General features: G+C 59.4%; 17 protein-coding genes and 1 pseudogene. 6 read left to right on the plus strand and 12 right to left on the minus strand.

Annotated elements, in window-relative coordinates; all coding sequences use genetic code 11:
- The first annotated feature begins 151 nt into the window (after positions 1–151).
- The 3 genes from repA (at position 152) to FHX16_RS24125 (ending at position 3,605) form a co-directional block, all read left to right on the plus strand.
- A complete protein-coding gene (repA, locus tag FHX16_RS24115; protein ID WP_183756547.1) occupies positions 152–1,348 on the plus strand; it encodes a plasmid partitioning protein RepA in 1,197 nt (398 codons plus the stop codon).
- Positions 1,345–2,325, plus strand: a complete 981-nt coding sequence (gene repB, locus FHX16_RS24120; RefSeq protein ID WP_259130760.1) for a plasmid partitioning protein RepB — start codon at positions 1,345–1,347, stop codon at positions 2,323–2,325. Before repA ends, repB begins: the two co-directional genes overlap by 4 nt.
- Before the next feature lie 146 nt (positions 2,326–2,471).
- Positions 2,472–3,605, plus strand: coding sequence for an RHE_PE00001 family protein (locus FHX16_RS24125; RefSeq protein WP_183864827.1), 1,134 nt, complete (start codon positions 2,472–2,474; stop codon positions 3,603–3,605).
- Between the two features lie 133 nt (positions 3,606–3,738).
- Here FHX16_RS24125 and FHX16_RS24130 read toward each other — a convergent pair whose 3' ends face one another.
- The 4 genes from FHX16_RS24130 to FHX16_RS24145 form a co-directional block, all read right to left on the minus strand.
- A complete protein-coding gene (locus FHX16_RS24130) occupies positions 3,739–4,455 on the minus strand; it encodes a Bax inhibitor-1/YccA family protein (protein ID WP_183756544.1) in 717 nt (238 codons plus the stop codon).
- Positions 4,456–4,478: 23 nt separating this feature from the next.
- Positions 4,479–5,246, minus strand: coding sequence for an anti-sigma factor (locus FHX16_RS24135; protein ID WP_183864826.1), 768 nt, complete (start codon positions 5,244–5,246; stop codon positions 4,479–4,481).
- Positions 5,233–5,772: a sigma-70 family RNA polymerase sigma factor gene (locus FHX16_RS24140; protein ID WP_183756542.1), complete on the minus strand. Its 540-nt coding sequence runs from the start codon at positions 5,770–5,772 to the stop codon at positions 5,233–5,235. The genes FHX16_RS24135 and FHX16_RS24140 overlap by 14 nt, the downstream gene beginning before the upstream one ends.
- Positions 5,773–6,137: 365 nt before the next feature.
- Positions 6,138–6,527 (minus strand): hypothetical protein, encoded by a 390-nt coding sequence (locus FHX16_RS24145; protein ID WP_183756541.1) that lies wholly within the window; start codon positions 6,525–6,527, stop codon positions 6,138–6,140.
- Positions 6,528–6,818: 291 nt separating this feature from the next.
- Between FHX16_RS24145 and FHX16_RS24150 the strand changes: the two genes are divergently transcribed.
- Positions 6,819–7,169, plus strand: coding sequence for a VanZ family protein (locus tag FHX16_RS24150; protein ID WP_183756540.1), 351 nt, complete (start codon positions 6,819–6,821; stop codon positions 7,167–7,169).
- 86 nt (positions 7,170–7,255) lie between these two features.
- Here the strand turns inward: FHX16_RS24150 and pbpC are convergent, their stop codons facing one another.
- Positions 7,256–9,337 (minus strand): penicillin-binding protein 1C, encoded by a 2,082-nt coding sequence (pbpC, locus tag FHX16_RS24155; RefSeq protein WP_183756539.1) that lies wholly within the window; start codon positions 9,335–9,337, stop codon positions 7,256–7,258.
- Entirely contained in the window at positions 9,334–14,802 is a 5,469-nt protein-coding gene (locus FHX16_RS24160; protein WP_259130768.1) for an alpha-2-macroglobulin family protein, read from the minus strand. Before FHX16_RS24160 ends, pbpC begins: the two co-directional genes overlap by 4 nt.
- 254 nt (positions 14,803–15,056) lie before the next feature.
- Here FHX16_RS24160 and FHX16_RS24165 point away from each other — a divergent pair, with 254 nt between their 5' ends.
- Positions 15,057–15,455: a response regulator gene (locus FHX16_RS24165; RefSeq protein ID WP_259130770.1), complete on the plus strand. Its 399-nt coding sequence runs from the start codon at positions 15,057–15,059 to the stop codon at positions 15,453–15,455.
- 35 nt (positions 15,456–15,490) lie between these two features.
- Here FHX16_RS24165 and FHX16_RS24170 read toward each other — a convergent pair whose 3' ends face one another.
- The 6 genes and pseudogenes from FHX16_RS24170 to FHX16_RS24195 all read right to left on the minus strand — a co-directional run bounded on the left by FHX16_RS24170 (position 15,491) and on the right by FHX16_RS24195 (position 20,900).
- Positions 15,491–16,093, minus strand: coding sequence for a HupE/UreJ family protein (locus tag FHX16_RS24170; RefSeq protein ID WP_259130843.1), 603 nt, complete (start codon positions 16,091–16,093; stop codon positions 15,491–15,493).
- Between the two features lie 219 nt (positions 16,094–16,312).
- Positions 16,313–17,023: pseudogene (copD, locus tag FHX16_RS24175) on the minus strand (copper homeostasis membrane protein CopD); the annotation flags it as partial.
- A gap of 50 nt (positions 17,024–17,073) precedes the next feature.
- A complete protein-coding gene (copC, locus tag FHX16_RS24180) occupies positions 17,074–17,439 on the minus strand; it encodes a copper homeostasis periplasmic binding protein CopC (protein WP_259130772.1) in 366 nt (121 codons plus the stop codon).
- 46 nt (positions 17,440–17,485) lie between these two features.
- Positions 17,486–18,004 (minus strand): copper chaperone PCu(A)C, encoded by a 519-nt coding sequence (locus FHX16_RS24185; RefSeq protein WP_259130774.1) that lies wholly within the window; start codon positions 18,002–18,004, stop codon positions 17,486–17,488.
- A 759-nt stretch (positions 18,005–18,763) separates the two neighbouring features.
- Positions 18,764–19,699 (minus strand): glycosyltransferase family 2 protein, encoded by a 936-nt coding sequence (locus tag FHX16_RS24190; RefSeq protein ID WP_259130776.1) that lies wholly within the window; start codon positions 19,697–19,699, stop codon positions 18,764–18,766.
- Positions 19,671–20,900 (minus strand): glycosyltransferase family 4 protein, encoded by a 1,230-nt coding sequence (locus FHX16_RS24195; protein WP_259130846.1) that lies wholly within the window; start codon positions 20,898–20,900, stop codon positions 19,671–19,673. Before FHX16_RS24195 ends, FHX16_RS24190 begins: the two co-directional genes overlap by 29 nt.
- Positions 20,901–21,099: 199 nt before the next feature.
- On the opposite strand from FHX16_RS24195, the gene FHX16_RS24200 reads away from it, so the two are divergent.
- On the plus strand, positions 21,100–21,996 hold the full coding sequence (locus FHX16_RS24200) for a hypothetical protein (RefSeq protein ID WP_259130778.1): 897 nt from the start codon (positions 21,100–21,102) through the stop codon (positions 21,994–21,996).
- Positions 21,997–22,008 lie beyond the last annotated feature (12 nt).

A 22,008-nucleotide genomic window follows, 5' to 3' on the forward strand; every position in this document is an offset into this window, starting at 1 on the left:
GGCAACGGCAAGGGAGGAGGAGAAAAGTTGGCCGCGGCCAACTCGCATGCTGAGGCCTGATCGTATTGTTGCGATTCGCGAATCATGGCATCTTCGATACGCTTTCTAGCGCGATGTTGATAAAAAAGCGCATTGATAGGGATCGGGTGTTTTGGACAACATTAGCGTATCGACAACCGACGTGCGCATCGAGCGGCACGCCAGTCAGCTCTCGCGTCAACTGAAGCTTCTGCGTGAGAAGCTCTTTCCGCCCCTGTCGCAGAAGACCCTGCGCACATTCACCTCGGGTGAGGCGGCACAGATGATCGGTGTTTCCGATGGCTATCTCCGGCAGCTTTCACTCGACGGCAAGGGGCCGCAGCCGGATATCGCCATCAATGGCCGCCGATCCTACACACTGGCGCAAATCAATGAGCTGCGAAATCACATGGCGCGCATCAAGCCGAAGGATGCCCTGTCCTATCTGCCGCAGAGGCGCCCCGGCGAAAAACTGCAGACGCTGGCTGTGACGAACTTCAAGGGTGGCTCGGCCAAGACGACTACGACGCTCTACCTTGCCCAGTATCTGGCGTTGAATGGCTACCGGGTCCTGGCGATCGACCTCGACCCGCAGGCGTCGCTGTCGTCCATGCTTGGCGTGCAGCCGGAATTCGACCTTGCCGATGGCGATACGCTCTACGGAGCCATTCGCTATGACAGCAGCCGCCGTTCACTGAAGGACATTGTGCGGAAAACCTATTTCGACGGCCTGGATCTCGTCCCCGGCAATCTCGAGCTCATGGAGTTCGAGCATGAGACGCCGCGTGCCCTTGGCGACCGCCAGCGATCCGGAGAGCTTTTCTTTCGGCGCGTGGGCGTCGCCATATCGGAGGTCGAGGCTGACTACGACATCGTTGTCATCGATTGCCCTCCGCAGCTCGGCTACCTGACACTTGGCGCCGTCTGTGCCGCGACCTCGCTGCTGATCACGGTGCATCCACAGATGGTCGACGTCGCCTCCATGTCGCAATTCCTGCTGATGACGTCAGACCTGCTGTCGGTGGTTAGAAAGGCTGGCGGCGACCTGCAGCACGACTTCATCAAATACGTCGTCACCCGCCACGAGCCATTCGACGCACCGCAGTCTCAGATCGTCGCACTGCTGCGCAATCTCTTCGGGGAAGACGTGCTGACGGCGACCATCCTGAAGTCAACGGCAATTGCCGATGCCGGGCTGACCAAGCAGTCCCTCTATGAGATCGAGCGCGGCCAGGTACGACGCTCGACCTATGACCGGGCACTGGAATCCGTCAACGCGGCGAATGGCGAAGTGCTGGCAGGAATTCACAAGGCGTGGGGCCGCTCATGAGCAGACGCGATCGACTGAAGGGACTGTTCGACGATACGGCGCAGGAGTTGGCCGCGGCCAACCTGGATGACGACGCTTCCACCCGTGGGCCGGCTGGCCCGGTCCGTTCGATGGCATTGACGCTCGGACGGATGGAGGAGGAATGCCGGGCAATGCAGGAGGCCCTGCTATCCGGCGAGCGCGTTGTGGAGCTCGAACCCGATGCCATCGACATGTCCTTTGTCCGGGACCGACTGGCCGACATGCCCCGGGACCTCGACGACGAGCTGGTCCGTTCGATCGGGGAAAATGGCCAGGAGGTGCCCATCCTGGTTCGGGTGCATCCTGACGACGACCAGCGCTACCAGGTGGTCTATGGCCACCGTCGACTTCAGGCCGTCCGACTGCTCGGGCGAAAGGTCCAGGCCATCATCCGAAAGCTCGACGATGTCGATGTCGTCATCGCACAAGGGATCGAGAACTCCGCGCGGCGCAACCTCTCCTATGTCGAGCGCGCCGTCTTTGCATTCAATCTCGAGAGCAAGGGGTTCGAGCGACCCGTCATCATGAAGGCCTTGTCGACCGACAAGACGGAACTGTCGAAGCTCATCTCGGTCGCCAAGACCATTCCGATGGACGTCATCGTCGCCATCGGCGCTGCTCCCGCCGCCGGACGCCGCAAATGGCTTGCGCTGGCGCAAGGCTGGACAAGTGCGACAGCCTCGAGGCTGCGGACGTTGCTTGCGTCGGAGCAGTTCACCAGCGAGGGCACGGATCGTCGCTTTGATCTGGTGGTCGCAGAGCTCGCAAGGAAGTTGGAAAAGCAGGATGCGACGGAGTTCGAATGGACACCTCAGGACAGCAAGATCAGGGGGCGCATCCGCAAGACCGGAGATTCCTTCACGATTGCGCTGAAGACCGGCGATGCGGCTGATTTCGGCGACTACCTCTCTGGCCGGCTCGATGAACTCTACGACGCGTTCAAGAGCGCGAAGTAGCTTCAACCGACCAGATCAGTGGTTTATCCACTGCCGTTGCCTTTTCCCCCTGAAAGGCTCTGTTCAAGCGCCGCCAAATCATGTCATCCATGAGTGAAGTTAAGCGTGATTTGAGTTCCGTTGTGAGGAAATAGAAAAAGCTAACAATGCGCTATGAAATCGACAGTCCGCTGCTGATCAGCCTGTTGCCGGCCGTCGTTCAGGCCGAGGACAGTCTGGCGAGGCTGGACGAGCGCGCCGCGCGTGAATCCGTTTCCGACGGTTTTGGTGAACGCCGGCACTTTTTCGATGCCGTTGGGGCTCTCTGGGTGGCGGGGGAGCTCGTTCACGTCGAGGACCTGGTGCTGCACGACGCCCATATGGATTCACGCACGCCGAGCCATGAGCTGACGATCGCGCACGCGGTTCTGCGTTTGCGAAGGCGAGTCTGGTTCGCCGCACCTGACTGGGCCTTGAGTCCAGCCGGTCTCGCCGTCCTTGCCGGTGGCGTGGAAGGGGAGGGTGGGGGTGAAACGTCAAAGTTCGACGAGCCGGTCTCAGGCGAGGCGGAGGCGGACGACGAGGAGGACGCGCTTTCCGCCGAGCTGGCAGAGATCGATGCCATCCTGGAGCGCTCACAAAGGCTGCTGGACAGCCATAGGAACACCGCTGCACCGGCGCCAGCCGAACCGCGTGATGAGGCCCGCGAAAAGCGAATTGATGATCCGCTCGGCCTGTTCGACGACGAGGAATGGGATGAAGCGGCGCGGCTGCGCGCCTGGCGCAAGACTGTTGCCATTGCCGACGCGCTGCCCGTCACATTGGGTGCAGCCGTGATTTTCGAGGCCTGGGAGCGGATCGAGCCGCTGCGTCGCCAGCACTGGCTTGGCGGCCTGCTTGTCTCGAGCTACCTGCGCTCCCGCGGCAAGGTTACCTCGCATCTCTTTGCCTTCTATGCCGGCCTGAAGATGATACGGCACGAAAGACGAAGGTCGCGTGATCGGCTGACCAGGCTGCAGGCATTTCTGGAAGCGATGGTGGAGAGCGCTACCGCCGGCCTGAAGGAAATGGATCGTCTGGTTCTGGCGCGCACACAGATGGAAGTCCGCTTCAGGGACCGCCGTTCGAACAGCAGCCTGCCGCAGCTTGCCGATTTTGTCCTGTCACGACCAATGGTGTCGTCGGCAATGGTGGCGCGCGAGTTGCGGGTGACCAGCCGCGGGGCCCTCAATCTTCTGAACGACATCGGGATCCGCGAAATCACCGGGCGAGGGCGCTATCGCGCCTGGGGCATCATCTGATCAAAAGACAAAAAAACGGCCAGGTTTGAAGCCCGGCCGTTTTTCCAGGTGAGCACCCGGTCCGCGCATCCTGTCACAGAAGTGCGAACCGGGCGCAGAAGCGCTTCCATTGCCCCCAGAAGCGCTTGTCCCTTTATTCCCGCTCGCCCGTGAAATTGAGGAGGAGCTGGAAGATGTTGACGAAGTTCAGGTAGAGCGAGAGCGCGCCGAAGACGGCAAGCTTCTGGTTCGATTCCTGATCGTAGTTTTCGGAGTACTGTTCCTTGATGTTCTGCGTGTCGTAAGCCGTCAGGCCGACGAAGACGAGGATGCCGATGACGGAGATCGCGAACTGGAGGGCGCTCGAGCCGAGGAAGATGTTCACGATGCTCGCGATGATCACGCCGATCAGGCCCATCATCAGGAACGAGCCAAAGCGGGACAGATCCTTCTTGGTTGCGTATCCATAGAGGCTCGTCGCACCAAACATGGTTGCAGCGATGAAGAATGTCCGTGCGATGCTGGTGCCGGTGAATACCAGGAAGACCGATGCGAGCGACAGGCCCATGACTGCACAGAACGCCCAGAAGGTCATCTGTGCGGCGCTCGCCGACATCGTCTGGATCTTGAAGGAGAAGAAGAAGACAAATGCGAGCGGCGCAAGCATCACGACCCACTTCAGCGGGGACTGGAAGATCGGCACGTAGAGCGCCGGCGTGCTACCAACGACGAGTGCGACGATACCTGTGATGACGAGGCCAAGGCCCATGTAGTTGTAGACGCGCAGCATATGCTGGCGCAGTCCCTCATCGAACAGCGCCTGCGAGCCAGCGGCCGAGCCGTAGCCAAAACGCGGATTGGTCGGGTTCATACTGATCTCCTCGGTTGAACTAGCTAGTAGAGGGTGCGGGCGAGCTTGTCGGCTGCCGCATCCAGATTGATGTCACGGTCGCCGGCAACGAGCGCATAGGCGACGTCGCCGATCTGCCAGTAGGCGGCTTCCGCGCGATGAAGTGCGACATGGTGGACAGGCTGTACGGCAAATCCACCGGGCCGAACGGCAAACAGCGAGAGCGGTTTGCCTTGGGCAGTCTTGATGGCCATCTCGACGCTCGGCCCGAACTCGGACGGGAATATCTGCACGTCGGCGATCGCCCAATCATCAGGCAGTTGCGGCATGACGATCGCCGTTGCGGCGCGAATGTCCTCCGGCCTGTAGCTTGCCACCGTCTGTGACGGGACGGACTGGCGAAGCAGGGCGGTCTGATAGGCGCGCACCGCATCCTCGACATAGGCGGGCGCGGGAACCGAGGCGGCGACCTCGGTTGCGGTGAAGGCACCGAAGGAGGTGTGGGCGATCCACCCGGCCGCCACCAGGATACCAACGGCTGCGATCCGCTGCACCGAGTGCAGGATCCGGCCATAGGCAAGTCCACGCTCCAGGCGTCTCGCTGCGTCGCGCGTCTCCGGACGGCCAAAGGCGCTTCCGCTGGCAAGTGCCAGGCGCAATTCCCCGCGCATGCTGAGATCTGCCATGACCTTTGCCGCGATGGCGGGGTTTTCGGAGAGGAACGTCTCGACCTGGATGCGTCTTGCCACATCGAGTTGTCCGTCGACATAGGCGTCGAGATCAGCGTCGATGATAGGATCAATTGCCTTCATTGCCGTTCCCTCCGATCAGTCTCAAATGGGGCGCACGGGGTGTCTTTTCCTCGAATTCCCGCAGCTGGGCACGGGCGCGCGAAATACGCGACATCAACGTGCCGATCGGAATTCCGAGGGCAGCGGCCGCTTCCTGGTAGGACAGGTCCTCGATGGCCACCAGGTGAAGGGCCTCGCGCTGTTCCTCCTGAAGCTTGAAGAAGGCGTCTCGCACTTGCTGCAGGCGCACGGCGTGTTCCTGGCCGGCTTCTATCGACTGGTCCGCTTCAACCGCTGCCTCGTCGTGCCTGCGGGCAAGCGAGCGGTTCTGGCGCACCCGGTCGATATGGGCGTTATGCATGATCGAAAGCAGCCAGGTGCGGAGATTGCCGCCGCGACGGAAGCTCTGCTTTTTTTCATAGGCCCGCACCAGTGCGTCATGAACAAGATCTTCGGCGTCATCCGAATTGCGCACGAGCGAGCGCGCGTAGCGGCGAAGCGCTGCGAGCTGGCCAATGACATCGAATGAGCGTTCTTTCCGTTCCATGATTGAGTATACGGATGCCCGCGCCGATTTATTCCCGCAGCCAGAAAAAAAAGAAGGCTTCGCTCATGGAGCGCGCGAAAGGGGGCGACAGGGGTGAGGTCGAGGTTTGCCCAGACAGGTTTTATAGACCTTTCAGCCATTGGAAGGTCAAGGGGCATGTCGAGCAAAAATCACAGCAGGAACGCTTCAGAAAAAATAAGTGGCCCGCCGGAGGCAGGCCATAGTCCGTCGCCAAACAATTTAGCAGGTACTGAAATGATACCCGAAACAAATATCCCTCTTGCCAGAGTATAAAAGCACGACCAGGCGTTGATTGCACGTCAGGCAAAAGCGGTAGCATGCCTCACCTTTGCGCGTGAAAAAGTTCAGTTCGACCGCTGTCGTCCGTCGTCCTCAAGGCCGCCTTTTGCCTGGCGGAGAAGAAGCTTTCCCAGGGCCTTGGCAGACTCGCGGGGAAGGGCATAGTGCAACCAGCCATAGCGGGGATCGCGAATGTGGAGGAGCGATTCTTCCAGCAAGGCGTCGGGCTCCGAATACCACCGTGGATCGAGGACGGCGTCGACCATTTGACCTGCCTGCCAATCCTCGGAATGGGGCGTCGCCATCTTCGCCCTGACCTGGCCGGCACCCTCGATGAGTTCCGAAACAGCTGCCGCGTCGAGAACGAGTGCGACCGGTGGATCCGTCGGAAAGCTGATCGTCAATGTCGAGAGCTCTTCATCAAGCTCCCACAGCGGTTCGTCGTTTTCGTTCATGCTCACCTCTTTGGGGGCCGTGTGCCGGTCATGACGCAGGTGGAAACAGAACGCAAACAAGGGGACCCAGACGATTCCAACAATCAACCGATTAAGGTCGGTCTAATATAGCCAGAACACTTTTTCGTGACACGTACCTCCTTCGGCTTACCGCGGCGACAGCGCAGCCAAGGTATTGAATAAAAAGAGAAAATCAGACGGAGCGGTGAAATATCGGTCATTCTCGCCCAAAAATGGTTTCAGCAATTCGACTGACTGGAGGCCAGAGGTCCTGTCGGTTATCGTGCGCCGATGGATCGACTGATAAAGACAGCAGCGTGGCTGTGGCTTGGCGCTATTGTGTTCGTGACCGTTTCACCGATCGGGATGAGACCGCATGACGTGATGCCGGTCAATTATGATCGGGCCCTTGCCTTCACGCTGATGGCCGGGCTTTTCGTCATGGCTTATCCTCGCCAATTCCTGACCTGCGCGATCCTCGTGATAGCAGGGGCAGCGGCAATGGAACTGCTGCAATATTTGTCCGCCAGCCGTCATGCCAGGCTCGACGATGCTGCCGTGAAGGCTCTCGGTGCAACGATCGGTGTCGCTTTTGGCTATGCAGCCAACCGTCTACGCCGACTTCACCCGTTCAGTCGCTAGCTGGAGGTGTCACGTCCAGAGCAGGGGATTTCATCCTGCCTCCGACACCGAAATCTGGCCCCTGGTTGATCCAGGGGCGACCCTTCTCACTCGATATAGACGCCGACACTTGCTGCCCGACCCATGGAGTCGATCACGGTGAGTTTTGAATAGCCGGCACCGTCCGGGATCCACTGGTTGGTCCGCCGCTTCGACACATCCGGCAGCGGCTTGCCATTGGCTAACCACCGGAAGGGTGCCCGCCCGCCCTGCAGCTTCAGCATCAGCGGCGAGCCATCTCCGCGCCGTGCCCCAAGATCAACGTGCGCCCCCTCGGGCGGATACACGATCTGCGGTGCCTGCTCGCGGCCCGATATCGCAAGGAGGCCACCCGGATTGATGGCAAAGCGCCGTTGGCTGATCGGCAGGTCGGCCTGGGCAATGCGAACCGCTCCCGAGGGCGGGCGGGGAAGGGGCGTCGTCGCAATTCCTGATTTTGCAAAGGCTTCAAACAGGATGGGGGCAGCAGTTCCGTAGCCCGTCAAGCCCGGCACGGCACCATTGTCGGGTCGACCGACCCAGACGCCGAGCACGTAACGGCCATCATATCCGACGGACCAGGCATCACGATAGCCGTAGCTGGTGCCCGTCTTGTACGCGATGCCGCGTTTGTGAGCGCCAGCCGGCGGAATGACGCCCGAGAGGACGTCGGCGACATTCCAGGTGGCCACCGGATCCAGCATGCCCTCGCCATCGATCTTGCCCGGCTGGTCGTTGACGCCATCGCCGATGCGGACTGGCTGGCCGCGGTTTGCGAGGGCGGTGTAAAGCTGCACCAGATCCTTCAGCGTGATGCCGAGGCCCCCGAGCCCGATTGCGAGGCCAGGTGTTTCGTTCGGTGGCAACAGTGGCCGCACCTCGGCACGGCGAAAGCGGATCAGCAGCTTGGCCGGATTGATGGAATCGAGCAACTTGACCGTCGGAACGTTCAGCGACAATTGCAGCGCTTCGCGCACCGTGACATCGCCCTGATAGCTCATGTCGAAATTGCGCGGCCGGTAGCCGAAAAAATCGGCGGGGCGATCCTCGATGATCGTCTCCTGGCTGACAAGACCTTCCTCGAAGGCGAGGCCGTAGATGAATGGCTTCAGGGTGGAGCCCGGCGAACGGCTGAAGCGCGTCATGTCGATCCAGCCAGACCGACTGGCGTCGAAATAGTCGGCCGAGCCAACCTCACCGACGATGTCGCCGGTCTGCGCATCGGCCATGACCATGGCAATCGACAGTTTCGGGCCGAGTCTCGGGGCGGAGGCGCGGGCGACGGCTTCCAATCCGGCCTGCACCTGTTTCTTCAGGGTTGTCTGGTATCGCAGCGCCATTGGATCCGTGCGTCGTGCTGCTTCGCCAACATGGGCCGCAAGCGCCGGGAGCTGCATGCGTCCCGATGGCACGGGGACGACGTCCGCACGCGCCGTCTCACCTTCGCCGACAACGTCGGCAACGGCGACGCGCTCCAGCACCCGTTTGCGAGCCGTTTCGGCTGCCACCAGATTGCGGTCCGGCCGGCGCCTTTCCGGCAGCTGTGGCAGCGCGACAAGGAGAGCGGCCTGCGCAACAGTCAGCCGTCGCGGCTCCTTGCCAAAGTAAGCAAGGCTTGCGGCGCGCACTCCCTCGAGATTCCCGCCATAAGGCGCATGCGTCAGATAGAGATTGAGGATCTGTTCCTTGGAAAGCCGCCGCTCAATCTGGATGGCGCGCGCCATTTGCAGGAGTTTCGCCGACAGCGAGCGGCCCTGCCGCGGCTCGATGAGCCGGGCGACCTGCATTGACAGCGTCGATGCACCTGAGACGATGCGGCCATGGGTGACGAGTTGGAGAGCGGCACGTCCGATGGCCTGCAGGTCGATGCCCGCATGGGTGTAGAACCGCCGGTCCTCATAGGCGACCAGCATCTTGAGAAACCGCGGATCGACGTCGGCCACGGTCGTCTTCAGACGCCAGAGGCCCCCGGGAATTGCGAAGGCGCGCAGCAGCTGACCGTCCTGGTCGAGCACTTCGGCCGAGACCATGTCCGCCGTCGTGAGAGGCGGCGGATAGGTCCGGTCGGCGGCATCGAGCAAAACCAGTCCGGCACCGGCAAGGACGATGCCGGCAGCGCTTCCGATCGCAAGCTTTCTTCCAAGCCTCATTTCGACGCTGCGGTGACCTCCATCTTGCCGGTTGCTGTACGCGCAGACAGCTGCGGCCGATACATGTCCTCGACCACGGCCGCCGGATGATCGTAGGTGCCGGGGGTCACGGCACGCACGACATAGGCGACATTGATCTCACGATTGTCGTCCGCCGACCGATTGAATGCGGCCACGAAGCGGTCATTGCGAAATTCGGTATGGGCAGCCGTCACCTCGCCGATCCAGTCGAAGTTCGTCAGTTGGGCGCTGTCGACCAGGCTCGGATTGTCGATCTGGAAGCCGGCAGGCAGCAGGTCCGTCACGACGATCCGCGACGGCCAGTTGTTGCTTTCCGTGATGTGCAGGACAACGACATAGCGTTCGTTCTGCGTGGCCCCGGTGACATTCGCCTCCTCGCCATCCATCGTGTAGTAGTTACGCTCGATGGCAAAGCCATCACCACCCGCGGGCGGCGGCACGACGGGGGCTGCAACCGTCGTCACGACAGCCGATAGGGGTTCGCCGGTTTGGTTGATGAGCGCAAGGCTGTTGCCGAGCAAGGCGTCGCCTGTCATCTTTGCCATGTAGGCGCCATTGTGCAACGCGCCGTTGACATCGATCTTGATCGAATCATCACCGCCCTGGATGGCCCGCGCGGCAAGCAGCATCCAGGCTTGTTCCTGCGTGCTTGTGTACTTGCTGCGGTTCCATTCCTTGGCGACTGCTTTCGCCAGTTCCGGAACCACGGGTGGAACAGGACGGCTCTCGGCGGCAAGCGCCAGGATTGCAGCCCCATCCCGCAGGATCGAGCCGTAATCCGTCCTCGAAAGGTTGACGCGCGTTACCATCGACTGCTCAGACATCTGCAGGGCGTCGACGAAGATGTTTTTCGAACGGATCGCATCGCCGTAGAGGGCCAGTGCCGCAGCAATATGAGCCTTGGCTAGTGGCGTCGGGAAGTCGTTGATGGCAGTGTCGGCATAGTAGCGCAGGTCGCTGATCGCGGCTTTCTTGTTGCGGGCAAGAACATAGAGCGCATAGGCGATCTGGTCGCCCTGATCCTTGACATTGACGTCGTAGCTCAGCGCGTTCTGAAGGTTCTCAAGTGCCTGTGCGAAAGCACGCTCGGGGACATCATATCTCTGCTCGCGTGCGCGGGTCAGGAAGTCGGTGACATAGGAATCGAGCCAGAGGTCGCCGCTATCCGGTCCCCACAAGCCAAAACTTCCCGCCGAAGCCTGATAGGAAAGCACGCGGTAGATCGCATCCTGTACCCGTTTCTTGACATCCGCATCATCGTCCAGGCCAGCCTGTCCTGCCAGCTCGCTCAGATATAGGAGTGGCAAGGCCCGGCTGGTCGTCTGCTCGGCGCAACCGAACGGATAACGGTCGAGCGACATCAGCAAAGCCGGAATGTCGAAGGCGGCCGAACGAGTAACGCTGACGCTGACGGAGGCGCCTGGCAGTACGCTGTCTGCCAGCAATGCCTTGTCGACGGTCAGCTTGGTGGCCGGATTGAGCGCGAGCACGCGGCGTTCGGTGATCGGCAGGACAGCTGGTCGGACAGGGACGTCGACCGTCTGATCCAGCGACAGCCCGGCCGCGTCAGCGAGATTGATCGAAACGCTGCCATTGCCCGGCTGCTTGCCGACGACAGCCAGCGTGACGGCTGATTTGGCTCCCGCCTCCAGATGGATCGTCTGGGCGGCCTGATTGATCCCCACGCCCTCATTACCGACAACAGTCAGCTTGAAGTCGCCTGCTGGCGCATCCGTATTGCCAATATCGAGCCGAAGCTCGGACGTATCTCCAGGTGCCAGGAAGCGCGGGACGCTCGCCGTCACCACGACCGGATCTCGGATGACGACGTCCTTCGTTGCGTGGCCAACGCCGACTTTCGACCAGGCGACCGCCATCACGCGGGCCGTTCCGTTGAACTGCGGAATATCGAAGTTGACCGTCGCCTTGCCCTCGGCATCGAGTTTCACGGGGCCGGAGAAGAAGGCGACAAGCTTTTGCGTCGGCGGGCTTCCCTGAAGTGCCACGGCACCTCCGTCCCCACCCGTTCTCAGCTTGCCGGTAGCACCGAGCGAACCGTCAATCAGCCGTCCGTAGAGATCGCGGATCTCAAGCCCAAGCTGCCGCTGCCCGAAATACCAGTCTTCGGGGTTGGGCGGTTCGTAGCGGGTCAGATTGAGAATGCCGACATCGACCGCGGCAACGGTCACATAGGTGTCCTCGCTGGCGTTGGCACCGGCAACGGCAAGGGTGATCGGCAACGACGCGCGCGGGAGCATCTTTTCAGGCGCATCGATCGCAACCTGAAGTGCACGCTCCGCCGGATCAACCTTCAGCCATTTCACGCCGATCGAGCGCATCGGCATGTGGCTTTCCTGCGCATCACCCGGGCGAAACAGCGTCGCGGTCACGTAGGCACCGGCACCCCAGTCGGAGGTGATCGGAATATCGACTTCGCCGCCCTTCTCGCCGATTGACGCGTTCTGCACGGCCACGAGATTTTCCGTTCCTGCGGCGATCATCAATTCGCCGGCGTAGCGCGACGAGACCTTCAGCTTGGCCGTCTCACCAATCTTGTAGCTGTCCTTGTCGAGCGCGATCTCAAGGCCGTCGGGCGTTTCCGTCGATGTCGCCTGGACGAACCAGCCTGCGTCGAATTCCACGCTCGTCACAGGGCCATCGGTCTCGGTGCTTTCGACTTCGAGGCGGTAGCGCCCCCAGGCGACGGCCGACGATATTTTCGCACCATCAAGAGACGCATCGACATTGCCGTTGGAAACCTGCTCGGCAGTATAGATCGGCTCGTACTTCCAGGCTGTACCGTCGCGGTACCATTGATAGTCCCGGTTCAGCCTATAGAGCTTCCAGCGCAGCCCACTCATCGCCTGCTTCTGACCATCCGCATCGAGGCCGATAACGGTGAAATTCGCCATCGAATTTTCGCCAAGGTCGCCGGAGAATTCCGGCTTGATGCCGATCATTGGACCCTGGTTCTTGACGGGAAGAATGAGCGATCGCTCGATGGCGCGACCACCGGCTTCCTGCATCCTAATGTAGACGGTGGCGCTCAGAAGTTGCGTCGTCGCCGGCAGATCGCCGACCGTCAACTCGGTGATGGCTTCGCCGTTGTCGTCGAGGTCGGGCAGGCCTTCTATGGTCTGGCGTGTGTCTTCGGCGGCTTCCTCGTCGGCGAGGCCAAAGAAGTAGCCGGGGAAGGCCTCCGCCTGGCGGGTTGGCTTGATCACGACATCGCCTTCGAGAGACAGACCCGCCGCTGGGGCGCCATAGAGATACTTGCCGCTGATGTTGATAGTCGCCGAGGTCTCCGGACCGATGATTTTTGCATCGGTCCTGATCTCCATGTCGGTGCGATCGGGCACGAAATCATCGACAAGGAAGGTTTTTGTCGCGATCGGCGAGCCCTTTGGGTCGGTATGAATGTTCATCGTCCAGGTACCGCGCATGGCGCTTTCCTGAACGGGCAGGTCGACGGCATAGCCGCCGACATTGCTGGTCTGGCTGACGATCCGACGATCCTCGACACCATCGGGGCGCAGGAAGATGAAGGTTAGCGGCAGGTTCTCGATCGCCTTGCCATCGGTATCGCGGGCAAGAGCCGCGGCATGGACCGTCTCGCCGGCGCGGTAGATGCCGCGCTCGGTCCAACTCAAGACGTCGATTGCGCCAGGAGACGCGCGCCCTGTGACGCCCCGATCGGAGAGGTCAAATCCCGCTCGGGTCATGTCGAGGAAGACGTAATCTGCATCATTTTTTCTGGCGGTGATAACAGCAGGCGTCAGGGCAGCTGTCGCGCGCATCAGACCCGCGGTGAACTTTGCGCGGCCGTTCTCGTCCGTGGTCGCGGTGCCGAGCACCTCATTGTTCTTCGCCAGAAGCTGCAGCTCTACGCCAGCGATCGGTTTTGCCGAAGCCAGCGAGCGGGTGAAGACATTGAGGCCATCCGTACCTGCATATGTCGTGATGCCGATATCGGAAACGACAAACCATTGCGTCGCCTCGGCATTCCAGTCCTGGTTCGGGGCATTTGGCGCCGTTGCCGTCAGAACATAGACGCCCGGTTTGCGCTCTGGCAGCGCCTCGTCCACCGGGAAGCTGGTGACGACATCCTTGTTGAGATCATTGGCGACGTCGATCGAGCCTTGCCAGACCAGTTCGCCGCTTTCGTCCTCGATCCGCTGCGCGCTATAGCCATCGAGCTGAGTCAGGAACTGCGAGCTCGTCAAAAGCGGCGCGATACCGCGATCGCCAATGCGATAGAGCTTGAGGTTGGCGGAAGCCATGTTTACCGAAACGATCGGGATCCCGCGACGGACGGTCGAAGGCAGGACGAAACTGTCGCCCGTGAAGCGCACGCTTGCCGTGCGATCCTTGACATAGATATCGAGGCTGACCGGCGCCTCCAGGACCTCGTCCACGGAAGACGGAAGGCCAGTACGAAAGGTGATCTTGTAGTTCTCTCCGTGTGCCAGCCCCTCGATGCAGATCTGCTTGTCCTTGGTCTCGAGAGCCTTGGGCGCGGCGCCGTTCAAGGTCACGAAGGCGGTGTAGTCGATCGTCTTGACCAGCGTTTCGGAGAATGTCGCACAGGCGCGAGGGTTTGCACCGTCGGCATCGACAGTGTGCTCGGTCATGCGAAACCCTTGAGCCGCCTTCAGCTGCAGGAACGCCGCCTGGACATCCTTCGAGCCGACCAGTGCCAGGCTCGCCTTGTAGGCGTTGAGTGCGGCGCGATAATTTGCGTTCTTGTCGAGGGCGGCGGCAAGGACGGCCAGCGCCTCCGCACGGCTCGTCGTCGTCCGCGTCAGCTCATAGCCGTTGACGGCGGCAAGGACGGCCTGTCCGTAGAGGTCGCTGCCATTGTTGTCGTCGGTCTTGACGAAGCTGTCAGCCGCGCGGGCCGTCTCCAGCCACAGGGCGGCATCATCAGCGGAGAGAGCGAGCGCACTTCGAAAGGATTTCACGGCGTCGATGGCGTTGCCTGACGTCAGGTCGAGGCGACCATTGGCGATCAGGCTTTCGGCACTCTGGCCCTGCTGATCGTCAGCCACTTCAAGATTGGACTTGTCGTCGCGGGCCTGCTGGATAACGTCGCCGGACAGGAAGGTGAGGCGGGGAGCCGCACCAATATCCGGTTCCTTCTTAGCGGCCGAAGTCTCGACGATCTTGCCAGCGATGGCGCCGGGGAAAGCATTCATCGTCTTGAAGTCGGATTTCAGGAAGCACCATTTCACCTTCGGATTGTAGGTGAAGGCTTTGCAGGACTTGTCGCCTATGCAGGACGACTTGCACTGATCCAGGGTGAGGTTCTGTTCCGTGCGCAGGTCGAAGCCGAAGTAATCGGCATCCTGTATCGTCTGTATGGTACGTGTGGTCTCGGCAGCTGCTGCCGGTGAGCTGACCGAGATAAGGGTCGCGGCGACGACAAAAAGCGCGCGTACAAACATAGGTCCCCCAAGATGCTGGCGCTGATCAGGCCTGCACTCTCGGCACTCTCTATCCAGTTGTCAACACTGGCAAAACGCTGTCTGAGAGACATCCCACGGACCGCAAGCCTGCATAGCCGGCGCTCGTCCAATCCGACCGGTTTTGCAGCAACAGCTCTGCATACCCGGAACCATTTCGCCCTCGTCCCGTTTTTTGAAAGGCCTACCCAAGGCGGTCAAGTGGATGTGGATGTTTTGAGTTTAAAGGGGCACTTATGTTCGGCCGTGTGGAAAACAAGTTCACCGAAGACGGCGCACGCAAAGTCATGATTGTGGAAGACGAGTTCCTGATCGCGCTTGATCTGGAAGCGACCGTTACGGAAATGGGCCTCGATGTGGTTGGTCTCGCACGAGACACGGAGCAGGCTCTTTTGCTTGCGCCAAACGCCGACATTGCGTTTGTCGACGTCAACCTTGCAGACGGCGCGACGGGGCCTGATATCGGTCAGCGTCTTGTCGACGAGTTTGGCGTTACGGTTGTGTTCATGACAGGAAATCCTGAGATGGTAGAAGGTCGCATCCGCGGTGCTCTCGGTGTCGTCAAAAAACCGGCGACACCGTCAATCGTGCAGAGGTCCCTCCAGGAAGCACTCGAGGCGCGCCGCTTGATATAGAGCTCGGATTGGCCGGGATTATTGTCGCCGAATTGTCAGATAATTCCGGTGAGCAGGCCGAAACCGGCCAGTGCTGCAATGCTTCCGCCCGCGCGGGTGACAATATTCCCGTGAATATCGGTTGCTTTGGCTATTAACCCGCCCGTCAGCATTCCAAGCCCGTGCAGTGTTGCGGTTGCCACCAGGAACCCGACCGCATAGGCGGCGCTGCCTGCTTGATCAGGCATCTCAAGGCCATGGGCATGTCCATGAAAGACTGCAAATAAACCAACGACTCCCATTGCGACGGCAATAGGCGCGCGTATTCTGGTCGCAACAGCGGCACCAAGCACGATGACGGACAGGGCGATGCCGGTTTCAACAAAGGGAACCGAAATCTTCGTTACTCCAAGTGCGCCGCCGAGGGCCATCAACGACAGGAAGGCGGTCGGGACGGCGAATAGCGCACGACCGCCGAGCTGCCATGCGAGCGTGCCGACCAATACCATCGCGAGCACGTGATCAAGTCCCGCTACCGGATGAAGGAAGCCATGAAAAAACCCGATCGTTTGGCCATCGCCCGGATGGGCGAAGGCAAGCGAGGGAACAAGAACGCAAGCCGTGAGTGCGATGCTGAATCTTTTCGTCTTTGAAAACATGTGGGAACCCCTATCAATACAGCTTTGCCGGGAAAATGGCACGGTGAACGGCAAGGATAAAGTTAAAAATGCGCTGCCACCGTCATTTGACGTAGGTCTCTGGAGAAGCTCACGTCGGTTGCAACGTGCCGAAAACGGCAACCAGACCAAGGACAAGGAAGCCCAAAGCGATTTCGCAATGGAGGCCCACTTCAACCATCCCAGGGTCGCCCTCCGGCCGAGCCTTGGAACAAGGATATAGCGATTGCTGATCGCGATCCCGACCAGAAGGCAGACGATCAAGATCTTGATGCAGAGCAGACTTTGATAGTCTATCTGCCAGTCTATTGGAGGGGCTTTGACGACAAGGATGGTATTGGCGATACCTGTTGCGATCACCAGCCCGACGGCCACATGTCCCGCTGTCGAAAACCGTGTCAATGCAAGACGAGCGTCCCGCTGCCACATTGGTTCACGAAGTTTAGGCAGGATAACCACAACGGCGGGAAGCGTACCGATCCAGGCGCCTCCCGACAGGAGATGAAGACCGTCGTTGAGGCGGTGCAGGGGTCGTAGCCAGCCACTGTTCATGGCGGCATGACCGGTCATCGTCGCGCTGATCAAAAGCAGTGCTGCACCGACGGCTATCGCGCGTCGCCCAGCAAATGGCACCACGAATGACAGGAGCAGAAAGACGGTCGCGCAGGCCTGGCCAATCCAGGCCTGGCCAACGTTGGTCTCGCTGAGGATAGACTTAAGCATCTCCGGCTGAAACGTGTCGGCCCACCCCTCGCCAATCGTGGCAGCCTGCAGCGGAAGCGTCAGGGCGGTCGTGATGATGACCAGGAACAGTGCGAGCCGATACCAGGTGTGCAACTGCTGGCCCACCTGTGCAGACAATCCCGATGGAACGAACCAGCCGAGGTACGCGGACGCTCCCCACAAGAACATGGCAGAGCCATAAAGGGAAAAGCGGCACAGGATGAGCGCAGCGTCGGGCGTCACGGCTTGACCGTGAAGCTATAACTGCCGTTTGATTTGTGTCCGTCCGTCGAAAGAACGTGCCAGTCCACCGAGTAAGCCCCTGGACCTAGCGGCTCCGAAAGTGGGACCTTTAGCGTCTTGCCTTCGTCGAAGAGAACAGGATCGGCCGTTTTGACAGATGCCTTGCCAGGGCCGATGATCTTTACGCCCGAGAACTTGATGTTGAGTTCCTCGGAAAAATGCAAATCGATTTCCACGCTCGCTGCCGCGACAGTTGCCTTGTCGGCGGGGACGCTGTCAGTCAAATGGGCGTGTGCCAAGGCGCGGCCTGCAGTGCAAAGAAGCGCTACGAGCAACAGGGCTGTGAAACGAGAATGGGTCATTGAAATTCCCCTTGCTGAGACATTTTGAATCTCGCCGTCAAACACACTATTGCGGTTTTGACATATCCATTCCGCCCATATCGTGATGATCGTTCGGAGAAGTCGACTTTACACCTCCAGCGTTTCCGACAGTAAATTCTACGTCGACGGAACCGGCCTTTTCGAAGGTCAGGGTCGCCTTGATCGTTTCGCCCTCCTTGAAGGGTTTGGCAACATCCATGAACATGACGTGATAGGCGCCCGGCTTGAGTTCTACCGTTTTGCCGGCTGGTATCGTCAGTCCGTCAACAACCGGCCGCATTGTCATCACTCCATTGGCGATGCTCATCTGGTGGACCTCCGCCGTTGCCGCCCGTTCGGTCGTAATGCTAATTAGCCTGTCATCGGTGGAACCGGTGTTGGTGAGTACAAGGTAACCGCCACCCACCCTTGCTCCTGGCACCATGGCGCGGGCATGCGGGTGACCTATCTCGATGTCGCCTGCTTTGACGCTTTGAGCGGCCACAGCGGTGGCGAACAGGGCAGCGACCAGGAAGGCTGTCATGACTGAAATGAGTTTTTGCATAGTGTACTCCTGCAGGAGAAACTCCGGGCTCGCGAGCGGATTTTGCCGGCGAGGTTCTCGTGAAATAAATGGAATGCGCTGCGCGAGGGCGAGCGGCTGCCTCAATTGATTCTTTGCCCCAAATGCTTGCGGCGTCGGTCGTCTGTGAGAGGCTACGGCCGAGGAGGTGCCCGCGGTCCCATGTTGGGGGTTGGCGCTCGCCACGGGAACATTGCGCTGCCGAATTCGGGCGCAGCAGCGGCAAAGGCAAGGAGACGACTGCCACGGGAAGGGTCGGGGGCTGGCAACAGGAGTGAGGTGCTAAGACGACAGGCTTCGCATACTTGCGCGAACACCTTGTCAAGCTTTTGCATCCGCCCTGGGTCCGGACTACATAAAACGGGTAGCGTCCCGTCCGGCAAAATGAAGCGAGAGAACTCTGCAGGGGCGAGCGTCCCTTTGGCAAAGGATGGTGCTTGATGAGCAAAGCCGACAAGTAGGAGCACCATGGTACAGGTCATCTGCACCACCCATTGCCCGATTTTCACTTGCCTCGCTCTCAACGACATCCTCCCAGACAGTACGTCAGTATGGGAGCCTTCCATAGATCTCAATGCGGCAATTTGAAAGAGGTAGTTTGGGAACTGTTTGGGGCCAAGGAGTGGGGGACTATTGCGACCAACAGGTTGGACGGGGTTTTTGCGAAGCCGAAGTGCAACAACGGGCCGGAAAAAATGCAAGGCCGTTCCGCGTGTGGACAGTGTCTCAAATGCCGGATGGTCACGCCTTCCTGGAAGACGTCCCAGTCATGGATTGCGGATTCCAGCGACCGCTCAGCGTCGTCGCGTCAGTCGCGCCGCAGGCAAGAGAAAGCATTATGGCGGCTCTATAGCTTCGGATGAGAACAAGGCCCACAAAAGCTAGCCCGCGCGCTCTCCAACTATTCAATCGCTCTGAAACGCAGATCCGTCTTACTTCCGCGACGGGCGACAGCGTAAGAGCCGCCGCCCGCGCGATCCAGAGCAATCTCCATCCGCGGCGGCCTTTTACCCGGGCAAGATCGTGGGCGGTGTGTCGCTGCCACTTCAAAGCCAATTCCGAAAAACTCTTGCGGGCAGGATGGTAGGCAATCATATTCTCGCAATAGTGGGTCTGATAGCCGCTTTTTAGAGCGCGCTGACCCCAATCACGGTCCTCGGCAATATCGATACCGCCAAATTCACCGACCGCGGCAAAGACCTTTGCGCGAACTGCCAAGTTGCCAGTCCCCGTGAAACCCTGCTTCGCTATGTATTCCTTCATTCGATAAGCGAACACACTTTCATAGGCTTCCAAAAGCGTTGGGCGGTCTGGATTTTCGCACCCGATCCGTACGTCTCCGCCAAGGATTGACTTGTCGGCATCGAGCGAGAATTCGTGCTCGATCTGATTCAGCCACCCGCCCCCCGCGACACAGTCAGCGTCGATGAATGCAAGGGTATCTCCAGTAGCGTTTGCCACGCCGAGATTACGGGCCGGACCGGGGCCGGGCACAGGCTGCGATAAAAGTCTGACATTTCGAAAGGCAGAGCAGACCTCTACCGGCATCTGTTTCGAGCCGTTGTCGACCACGATGATTTCGACCGATAGCCGCGGGTCAGCGCCGTTGGCCAAAGACGACAGGCACCTGCGGAGCATTTCCGGCTGGTTAAGATGCGGGATAATGACGCTTATCATTGACGTCCAACCTCCTACGGAACACGGTGCGGTAGGCAGTCAAATAGCGACGCGCCTCGTTTGCCCACTGGAATTCTCGTTCGGCGACGGCTCGTCCAACTGCTGACATCTCCGTACAGCGCTGGGGATCATCTACAAGCGCTAGAATTCCGTCCGCGAGTGCTTTTGGCGAGTGCTCTTCAATAACAAAGGCCGCTTCGGCAGCATCACGGGTTGCTTGCCGGAGATTGAACTGGACGATGGGGAGGCCCAGCATCATGTATTCGAATACCTTGTTCATCGATAGCTTGTCATTGAACTCATTCGGCGGATCGGGAATGATTCCAATGTTGAGGGCAGACAAGTGAGCCATCAGCGGCTGACCACTCTGGTAGCCACTGAAGCGTACGACCTCGCCGAGGTTTAGGTCGGTCGCGAGCTTTTTCAGCCTACCAAGTTCTGGACCATCGCCAATGATGAGCGCATGGACGTCGTCTCGTTTTCGCACGTGAACAATCTCGTCGACGGCTCGGATCATGGTTTCCACACCATCCTGCTCGCCCATGATGCCGAGGTAGCCGATCAGGTGCTTGCCAGGGACAACGAGCGATTGGTCAGCATCGGTACGTCTGAACCGAGATGCTTCCGGGTAGCTCTTGACGACGACAACCCGATCAGGAGCCATGCCACCGCGCGAAATGGCAATGTCACGGAAGGTTTCGTTTGTCGCAATACTGACGTCCGCCATCCTGAAAGTCTGCCTCTCAAAAAAGCAGAGCAACCGATGAAATATGTCCTTGCGCCCGAACTTGGTGACATAGAGCTCGGGGCTTAGATCGTGATGGTCGAATACAAAGCGTGTGCCGAATAGCAATTTATGGACCAAGGCCACGAGGAACATCAGATCTGGAGGGTTGCACGCTTGAATAGCGTCGATCGATTGACGTCGGCGAACGCGGAAGGAAAGATAAGTCTGGTGAAAAAGCGCAAGGCAGTACTCTTTGAAGTATCCCGCCGCACTGGTGGCCTCCCGGAGCGTATGCCGGTATATATGGACACCATCGAGGAATTCGTAGCTTTTCTCGTACCCTTTTCCCTTGGGGCAAATGACGGACACTTCGTAGCCGGTCTCAATCAATGCCTTGGCTTCTTGCCATACCCTACGATCAAAAGGGACCGGCAGATTCTCGACCAGGATCAGAATGTGATGGTTGCTAGGAATGGCAGCCTCCCGCGTGTTGAAAACACATCAAGGCTCGATGATACGGTCCCGCCGCCGCGCCGTTCTAGTTATCAAACCGGTTAAAAAGGATGGCTTTTGGTTGATCCTTGGTTCAACCATATGGGTATCTATGAATCGAAACAGTAATATATGTAAAGATGTTTTGAGATTTGCTTGTTTACACGAGTAGCAAAAGGGAATGACATCAGTGCTGCAGGCTTTTCCCGAGAAAAAAGATGGAAGTACATTGCTTCGTCCGATTTCTTCTGGCGATGTGCAGCAAGTCGCAGAGTTCCTCCACGCCGAATTGAATGGGCGACTTTCGCCATCGACCTGGGCATCGGCAATCCGACCATCGTGGCAGGCAACATCCCCCAATCACGGCTACATGCTGATCAGTGGAGAGCGAATAGTCGGTGTGCATCTCGCCTTTTATTCGGAGCGACGCGTCAGGGACCGTGCAGAGAGGTTTTGCAACCTGGGGGCTTGGTGTGTCCTGGATGGGTATCGAGCCCATGGGTTGCGCCTTCTAAAAGCACTCCTTGACCAAGATGGTTGCACGTTCACCGATTTCTCGCCCAGTGGCAATGTCGTTCCCCTCAATCGTCGGCTCAAATTCCAGCAAATCAATACGGCCGCGAGCCTGGTGATAAATCTTCCTCGCCCGAGCTGGGGAAGCGGCATTTCGATTGTTACGGATCAACGTCTGATCGAAAGTCATCTCGACCAACGCAACCTCGATATTTACAGGGACCATGCGCGCGCTCCCGCCGCACATCATCTGGCCGTGATAAAGGGCAATCGCTGCTGCTACGTTATGTTCCGCAAAGATACCCGCAAAAGGCTACGGGTGTTTGCGTCGATCCTGCACGTAGGGGACCGCGATCTTTTCGCTGAGACTGCTCAGCAGGTCTACAGTTTTCTGCTGACGCGATTTGGAGCCGTGGCGACATTTGTCGAAGAACGCTTTGCTGTCGCGAACCCAAGACTTTCCATCTCGCTTCGTTCGCCGCGCCCAAAGATGTTCCTGAGCGACCGAGTGTCTCCGGGCGAGGTCGACTACCTCTACAGCGAACTTACCTGTGTGCCCTGGTAGTAAGGAGTTTGA

The organism is Rhizobium sp. BK661, from assembly GCF_024808825.1.
Lineage (GTDB): Bacteria > Pseudomonadota > Alphaproteobacteria > Rhizobiales > Rhizobiaceae > Rhizobium.

Excerpts from the sequence above, each read along its gene's own strand:
- repB (WP_259130760.1), top strand. The coding sequence starts at position 1,345 with ATGAGCAGACGCGATCGACTGAAGGGACTGTTCGACGATACGGCGCAG.
- FHX16_RS24125 (WP_183864827.1), top strand. The coding sequence starts at position 2,472 with ATGCGCTATGAAATCGACAGTCCGCTGCTGATCAGCCTGTTGCCGGCC.
- FHX16_RS24130 (WP_183756544.1), bottom strand. The coding sequence starts at position 4,455 with ATGAACCCGACCAATCCGCGTTTTGGCTACGGCTCGGCCGCTGGCTCG.
- FHX16_RS24135 (WP_183864826.1), bottom strand. The coding sequence starts at position 5,246 with ATGAAGGCAATTGATCCTATCATCGACGCTGATCTCGACGCCTATGTC.
- FHX16_RS24140 (WP_183756542.1), bottom strand. The coding sequence starts at position 5,772 with ATGGAACGGAAAGAACGCTCATTCGATGTCATTGGCCAGCTCGCAGCG.
- FHX16_RS24145 (WP_183756541.1), bottom strand. The coding sequence starts at position 6,527 with ATGAACGAAAACGACGAACCGCTGTGGGAGCTTGATGAAGAGCTCTCG.
- FHX16_RS24150 (WP_183756540.1), top strand. The coding sequence starts at position 6,819 with ATGGATCGACTGATAAAGACAGCAGCGTGGCTGTGGCTTGGCGCTATT.
- pbpC (WP_183756539.1), bottom strand. The coding sequence starts at position 9,337 with ATGAGGCTTGGAAGAAAGCTTGCGATCGGAAGCGCTGCCGGCATCGTC.
- FHX16_RS24160 (WP_259130768.1), bottom strand. The coding sequence starts at position 14,802 with ATGTTTGTACGCGCGCTTTTTGTCGTCGCCGCGACCCTTATCTCGGTC.
- FHX16_RS24165 (WP_259130770.1), top strand. The coding sequence starts at position 15,057 with ATGTTCGGCCGTGTGGAAAACAAGTTCACCGAAGACGGCGCACGCAAA.
- FHX16_RS24170 (WP_259130843.1), bottom strand. The coding sequence starts at position 16,093 with ATGTTTTCAAAGACGAAAAGATTCAGCATCGCACTCACGGCTTGCGTT.
- copC (WP_259130772.1), bottom strand. The coding sequence starts at position 17,439 with ATGACCCATTCTCGTTTCACAGCCCTGTTGCTCGTAGCGCTTCTTTGC.
- FHX16_RS24185 (WP_259130774.1), bottom strand. The coding sequence starts at position 18,004 with ATGCAAAAACTCATTTCAGTCATGACAGCCTTCCTGGTCGCTGCCCTG.
- FHX16_RS24190 (WP_259130776.1), bottom strand. The coding sequence starts at position 19,699 with ATGATAAGCGTCATTATCCCGCATCTTAACCAGCCGGAAATGCTCCGC.
- FHX16_RS24200 (WP_259130778.1), top strand. The coding sequence starts at position 21,100 with ATGACATCAGTGCTGCAGGCTTTTCCCGAGAAAAAAGATGGAAGTACA.